Source organism: Ruminococcus sp., from assembly GCF_019417665.1.
Lineage (GTDB): Bacteria > Bacillota > Clostridia > Oscillospirales > Ruminococcaceae > Ruminococcus_C.
The window spans coordinates 1-7328 of the sequence record NZ_DXUU01000082.1; the positions used below are offsets into that span (position 1 = coordinate 1).

At 36.3% G+C, this 7328-nt stretch carries 4 protein-coding genes and 1 pseudogene; all 5 read left to right on the top strand.

The features are described from left to right. The first annotated feature begins 186 nt into the window (after positions 1 to 186). The gene (locus QZ375_RS13140; protein ID WP_295219708.1) at positions 187 to 2316 is read left to right on the top strand and encodes a type I secretion system permease/ATPase; all 2130 of its coding nucleotides are present in this window, start codon (positions 187 to 189) and stop codon (positions 2314 to 2316) included. Continuing rightward, positions 2309 to 3550, top strand: coding sequence for an HlyD family efflux transporter periplasmic adaptor subunit (locus QZ375_RS13145; protein ID WP_295219709.1), 1242 nt, complete (start codon positions 2309 to 2311; stop codon positions 3548 to 3550). Before QZ375_RS13140 ends, QZ375_RS13145 begins: the two co-directional genes overlap by 8 nt. Before the next feature lie 187 nt (positions 3551 to 3737). Then, a pseudogene (gene dgt / locus QZ375_RS13150) lies at positions 3738 to 5066 on the top strand (dGTP triphosphohydrolase); the annotation flags it as partial. Positions 5067 to 5220: 154 nt separating this feature from the next. Further along, positions 5221 to 6048, top strand: coding sequence for a hypothetical protein (locus QZ375_RS13155; RefSeq protein ID WP_295219711.1), 828 nt, complete (start codon positions 5221 to 5223; stop codon positions 6046 to 6048). 710 nt (positions 6049 to 6758) lie between these two features. After that, the gene (locus QZ375_RS13160) at positions 6759 to 7193 is read left to right on the top strand and encodes a sigma-70 family RNA polymerase sigma factor (protein WP_295219712.1); all 435 of its coding nucleotides are present in this window, start codon (positions 6759 to 6761) and stop codon (positions 7191 to 7193) included. Positions 7194 to 7328: the final 135 nt, after the last annotated feature.

A 7328-nucleotide genomic window follows, 5' to 3' on the forward strand; every position in this document is an offset into this window, starting at 1 on the left:
ATGTCTGCATTTGCAGCGGAAGATAATATTTCCGATGGCGTAAATATGATGGATCCTACAACCGATGTGTCTGTGATGGATCAGTTGCTGGTTGGTACTTCGGTGCAGTAAGTTTGATATTGAAAAAAGCAAAGAATATGCAGTGGCTTTGTGTTGCTGCATATTTTTTGAAAAAGGAGTCGAAACATGGAGAAAATACAAGATAGCGGCTTATCCTGCTTCTTGATTGTCATGAAATTTCACGGTATTCCCATTACAAAGAAGCAGGCGGAAAATCTATCTGTTTTGGACGAAGGAAAACAAACCGGAGAAATTGAGATCATACAATCGGCAAAAGCTTTGAAAATGCGGGCAAAGTTGTGCAAATTAAAATTGAATAAACTGAAAGATGTAAAATCACCGATTATTGCAAAGCACAGGGATGATACATTCTTTATTATCGCAAAATCCAAAGATGATCAGTTTATGGTGTTGTTTCCAGATAAAGCGCAGCCGGAAGTAAAATCCCTTGAGGAACTTGCAGAAATTTGGGATGGAACAGCAATTCTCATTACCAAAAAAGGAATTATGGACAGAGAAGCAGCGTTCAGTTTCAAATGGTTTATTCCCACAATTCTGAAATTTAAAAAAGAATTTATTCAAGTTTTGATCGCAGTATTTACGGTGCAGATTTTAGGAATTCTCACGCCGGTTATGACGCAGGTGGTTGTAGATAAGGTGCTTGTTCATAAGAGCATTTCCACACTGAATGTTCTGACTATCGGGATCGGTGTTGTGTATATCTATGAATTGATTCTGAGTCTGGCAAAAAATTATGTATTTACGCATACCACAAACCGGATTGATGTCATGCTAAGTTTTAAGCTGTTCAAGCATTTGTTTGCGCTGCCACTGAAATATTTTGAATCCAGACGCGTGGGCGAAACAGTGGCAAGAGTGCGAGAACTGGATAGTATTCGCAATTTTTTAACAGGGACGCCGCTGTCATCTATGATTGACTTTATTTTTATCATTGTATATATTGTCGTACTGTTTTTCTATAGCAAAAGCCTGACCGTGATTGTGTTATGTTCCATTCCGGTATATGCGGTTCTGTCTGCAATTGTAACTCCCCTATTCAAAAAACGTCTGGATGAAAAATTTGAAACAGGTGCAAACACACAGTCTTTTTTAGTGGAATCCATTACAGGGGTACAAACGGTAAAGTCTTACGCCTTGGAACCAAAATTTGAAAAAAAGTGGGGCGATTTACAGTCTGACTATGTCAAGGCAAGTTATAAAACCTCTATGGTATCCGCAACAGCCGGAACAACAGGACAGTTTATTCAAAAGGTATTTGATTTATTAATTCTGTTTTTTGGTGCAAAAGCAGTCATGGATGGCAATTTTACAGTCGGACAACTCGTGGCATTCCGAATGCTTTCCGGCAGAGTCAGCGGACCAGTTCTTCGGTTGGTGCAGCTCTGGCAGGAATATCAGCAAGCTTCCCTATCCGTAAAGCGAATCGGTGATATTTTCAACACAGCTCCAGAACCCGTGTTAAGCACCAATCAGACATCTATGCCGAGCATACAAGGGAAAATTATATTTGATCATGTGCATTTCCGATATAATCCCCAGGGCGGTGAAGTCATCAAAGGAATGAGCTTTGAAATTGAATCCGGAACAATTGTCGGTGTTGTAGGAAGAAGTGGCTCTGGAAAAAGTACGATTTCAAAATTGATCCAGCGATTGTATTTACCGGAAGGCGGTAAGATTTCCATAGATGGCATGGATATTTCCCTGGTCAATCCGGCAATGCTGAGAAAGCAGATCGGTGTCGTATTGCAGGAAAATTTTATGTTTAACGGAACGGTTGCGGAAAATATTTCAATCCATATGCCCACTGCTTCTATGGAACAGATTGTACACTGTGCGAAAATTGCCGGTGCTCATAATTTTATTCTGGAATTGCCCAATGGGTACAATACAATTATCGGTGAAAAAGGCATGGGTCTCTCCGGCGGACAAAAGCAGCGTGTAGCGATCGCAAGAGCTATTCTTGCGAATCCAAGAATTTTAATTTTTGACGAAGCTACTTCTGCATTGGATTATGAATCCGAGAGTATTATTCAGAATAATCTAAAAGAAATATGTAAAGGCAGAACAGTTTTAATTATTGCTCACCGCTTGTCTACATTGAAAGACGCACAGAAAATCATGGTGATCGATAAGGGAAATCTGGTGGAATATGACACGCATGAGAATTTAATGAAACAGGAAGGGCTGTATCATTACTTGTACAATCAGCAGCAAAGGGGCGATATCGATGGATAACAAAATGACGGAGTACATATTAAAACATAGCCGTAAAAAAGACAAAGAACTCAAGTATGATTTTATGCCGTCGCTGCTAGAAATCATTGAACGTCCTGCCCATAAAGCCGGAACGGTAATCATTTTAGGGGTGTTTACACTTTTAATTGCCGCAATAATATGGGCTTGTCTTTCAAAAATAGATGTGGTGGTAACTTCAAGCGGTAGCGTACAGCCAATTGGAAATATCAATGTCGTTCAGTCCTATGCAGGCGGATTTGTTAAAGCAATCGATGTAAAAGAAGGCGACTATGTTCATGCCGGCGATCTGCTGATAGAATTGAATACAGAAACGCTCGATATTGATCAGGAACAGCTGGAAACACAGAAGAATGTATTAAATGTGCAGCAGGAAATCTATCAGAAAATCCAATCAGGAGAGGATGTTTCAACAATTAAAGCATCTGATTACGATACGGATTTGCAGCCATATATTCAAGCAATTCTAGATGCAGACGCTAGCTATAAAAATACGCTTTCCAACTTAGAAAAAGAAAAAAGTGATGCTGAATTGAATCAGCAAATCGGACAATTACAATTAGAAGAATATCAAGAAAATGGAACAGAAAGGCAAGCTAAATCGCAGGAATTGACAGATCAGCAATATGCTTTGGCAGTGGAACAGGCGGAATTGAAAATAAAGGATACTGAAACACAGTACAGTTCGCAGATAAATTCTAAGCTTTCGGAAATCGGCAGTCAGTTGGACGAGATCAATACTAACCTTGAAAAATATAAGCTGTCAAAGGAATATCAGAATATTACAGCTCCTGTAAACGGGTATGTGAACAGCATAGCCGTAAATACCATCGGAGAAACGGTAACCTCTGCTGAACAGCTCGTAACAATCGTACCGGATAATACGCCTGTTGAAATGGTCTGTTATGTAAAGAATATGGATATCGCCGATATCGAAGTTGGAATGGAAGCGGAAATCAAGCTCGAAGCGTATCCATATAATAAATACGGAACGGTCAAGGGTAATGTGAAATATATCAGCCCCAGTTCGTTTAACAGCGAACAGCTTGGAAGCGTTTATCTTGTAAAGCTAGAGATGGATAATTCAAATGAAAATATAGATGTTATTTCCGGTCTTTCCGGGTCAGTTGAAATCAAAACTGATAAACGTACTGTAATGGAGTATTTCTTGGATCCAATTATAAAAGGGTTTGGGGAGAGTTTGAAAGAAAAATAATGATATCTATTTAAAGGTGATTAAGCGAACTATGTTTTTTACTGTTTCATGTGATTTTAATCTGAAGGAAAGGAATTATTAGGAAATGTATAGCGAATTAAAAAAGCTTGCAGCAAATTATGCTTTGGCACGCAGATGTAGTGAAATAGATAACGTAAACAATCTGTGTTTAGATGAACCATCTTATCGAAATAAATTTATGCGTGATCGAGATAGAATTCTGTATTGCAAATCATTTCTGAGACTTGCAGGTAAAACGCAAGTATATGCACCAAGCAAAGGTGATCATCAAAGAACACGACTTACCCATACATTAGAAGTGTCACAAATAGCACGAACCATATCAAAAGCCCTTTTTTTGGATTCTGATCTTACAGAAGCAATTGCATTGGGGCATGATATTGGACATACTCCATTTGGTCATGCAGGAGAGAGGATGCTTCATGAGATTATGAGCCCAATAAACAATGAATTTGCACAAGTCCCTAAATCAACTTCATTATATAAACTAAAAAAGAGCAGACAAGCTACCTTGAAAGAATATTATGGATTTAAGCACAATTTACAGAGCGTAAGATGTGTTCTAAAGGATTTAGAATCTCGTGACATTGAGTTTGGTTTGAACTTAACCAATTATACGCTTTGGGGAATTATGAATCACTCCGGTTTATCATACAAAATTGGAAAGGTTAGTACCGACTATGTAGAAGCAGATTTTTACAAGCAGTATTATAAATATTGTTGTCATCCTGATGGAAGGCCTTCATGGTCGTTTGAAGGATTGATTGTAAGAGAAGCAGATGAGATCGCACAAATGCATCACGACTTAGAGGATGCCATTCGAAGCGAATCAATTCCGAATGAAAAAGTAATTGAATTAGTAAATACATTAAAACAGCTAATGCCACCTGATAATCAATATACGCTTGATAATTTATCAGATGTAAAGTCAAAAGAGCATTTTATAAGTGAAATATCAACCATCGTAGTAAACACTCTTGTTACTACCTTTGTGAATGCATCAAGTGATAATCTAATGCATCTCCTTAATATTGAACGAGATAATGCAGATAATATTTTTGAGCGTGATGTATATGAAGATGAGAATATTAAATCTGCAATTAGCTATGATTTATATGGTGAAAACAAAAATAAAGAGCTTGTATTCAACTTCAAGTCAGCTTTATCTACGGTAGTTCTATATACATATGATGTACAGAGAAGTGATTCAAAAGGAAAGTATATTATAAAAAACTTATTTGAGGCTTATTATACAAATCCGCAGCAACTTCCAGATTCAGCAATTAGGAAGTTTAGAAAAGCCACAGGAAATTTCTCAGATGATGATTATGTTAATACAGGAACAATGCGAAGTGAATTTGAGAAATATATAAATGATTTCCGAATGCATGATAATGTTGAAGATGATCTTAAACTTATGCGAACGATATGTGATTATATTGCAGGAATGACAGATAACTTTGCTATAAGTGAATATGAGAAACTTTACGGTTGATTTACATGAATAAATATTTTATAACATAAGTAATTTTAAAAATATAGAAAATATTCTTGTGTAAATCTGCCTAAATATTTATATGGCGCTTTAAGTTCAAATAATATTATTTGTCATAATAAACAACATTTATTTAAAGATGAGGTGTTTTAATATGGAGTCAAATACTGAAAAGTATTTTCCATCAGTTTACGATGAGTATTACTATTATTGTAGAATTTCTATTGTGGAAGAAGCAAAAGAAAGATATATGAAGTGTAATAGTTTGCTTTTAGGTTCTGGAATTACTGATTCTCCTGTGATGAAACTATTAGAAAGTGAAATTGATGAGAAAAAGCAAGTAATCTATAGTAAATACGAGAAGCTTTATCACGATTTCATTACGTATTCCGATAAACTGATCAATAAGGAGAATGTTGAAAGCCAAGACGATTACATACGTTGCATGCAGAATCTTATGCGCATTTCTAACGAAACGATTGTCTTTACATACGAAAATTTTGGTGCACAGAAGAATAAAATGTTAGGGCAAAAATGGGAATATGGTGGAAAAAAAACAAAATTGTCTGATATTATTGATCAGAATCGCAATATTCCTTATATACTAAATCCAGATGAAATAACGACAGTCATTGCAAATAAGTATTACAGTGTTTTTGTTTCTATAGTGATATTTGTAATGTTTATAATTGGCTTGATTTATATCCCTTTAATTGCCAAATCAAAGAATTATTCCCCAGATTATTCTGTGTCGGATATCTGTAGTATAGTAATGCTGCTTTTTTTGTCTATAGGATTTACAATAGCTGGTTTAACGCTTTTAGTAACAAGAATAAAGTACAAGAAAAATTTTCGTCTTATAGAAATAAAAAGCAATGCACATAGCAGAAACCGATATTTGGTGCTGCATCCATATACTACCAAATTCTCTTTAAAAAATATAAAAGAAATTGTTGGCATCGTAAGAACTTTAATTAAATAAAGATTTCGGAATATAACGATAACTTTTAGAGTTTAAAGTTATGTTCCTTTTCTTTTTACTCCATTTTTGCATTAAAGGCAGAAATGGAGTTTTTTTATGTTTTTCAAATATGGAAATGTTTTGTTGGCGAGTCTCAAATACCCATATGTTAGAGACCACCCTATTTGTCACTTAAGAGGTATCGTATTTTGTCACTCACAGGCACCGTATTTTGTTAGGCATTCAAAATCAATGATTTTTCATCAATTCGGTACTAATACTAATTCCATATCAACCTGTTGAAGAATTTGCCGCTATCATTTCGTCACTCTGCGTTGCCCGCCCTTGCCAGACGACAGCCTGCCTGCGGTTGGGCGCCATAATGCTATCTGGCAACTTCTTCAACAGAACGATAAGGGATTAGTATAAGCAAGCACGCCAATCATTGTGTGAATTGTTGATTACGATTTTAGTAAATAGCCCTTGTTTGTGCTTTTTAACGTAAAATGACAAATTACACTGCCTTTTGGATGACAAATAGGGCGGTCTCTGACAGCAATAGACACTGTTTGATTAGAAACGCACAGACATATATGTTTATTGCACTATATTTTATTCAAAAAAATCAAGGAAAATTTTCCGGTTTCAGGTGAGCAGATCCGTCTTAGTTAATATAAAGGGGGTGATAGGACCATCGCACTCAAAACTGCATAGGAAGGGAGGGACAGATTATGTCGGCTCCCTTAAAAAACAATAGTTGCATTGTTGCCATATTTGACAGCTATGCCAAAACTGTCATGCGCAATGAATGCAGGGATGCGGTTAATGAAGAAAGAAGGAAACGAAAAAGAGAGGATGTGGGAACAGAAAAAATGCAATATCTGTTTGAGATGCAGATACAAGAGGATACTTATCCATCTGAACACTTAGTATTGGAAAGTGGAAACCATATCTGTGTAATTACCAGTGAGTGGCTGTATGATGCCATGCTGGAGTTGCCAGATAAGCAAAGAGAGGTGTTGATTTTAGATTTTTGGTACGGATATACAGACAATGAGATTGCGTTGCATTTTCATGTTACGCCGAGAACAATCTACAATTGGCGTAAGAAAGCGTTTGCAGCCATACGTCATCATTATGAAAGGAAAGCCTATGGAAAAGAATGACCTTACATATGAACAGATTAGTGATGCGGTGAAGGGTAAACAAGAAGCATTGGATCATGTTTTAATGCACTATGAAGATTATGGGCATCTCTAAAAACCCCCTATACAAACAGAGAAAAACCTAGTATAATAAAA

Excerpts from the sequence above, each read along its gene's own strand:
- QZ375_RS13160 (WP_295219712.1), top strand. The coding sequence starts at position 6,759 with ATGTCGGCTCCCTTAAAAAACAATAGTTGCATTGTTGCCATATTTGAC.
- QZ375_RS13140 (WP_295219708.1), top strand. The coding sequence starts at position 187 with ATGGAGAAAATACAAGATAGCGGCTTATCCTGCTTCTTGATTGTCATG.
- QZ375_RS13145 (WP_295219709.1), top strand. The coding sequence starts at position 2,309 with ATGGATAACAAAATGACGGAGTACATATTAAAACATAGCCGTAAAAAA.
- QZ375_RS13155 (WP_295219711.1), top strand. The coding sequence starts at position 5,221 with ATGGAGTCAAATACTGAAAAGTATTTTCCATCAGTTTACGATGAGTAT.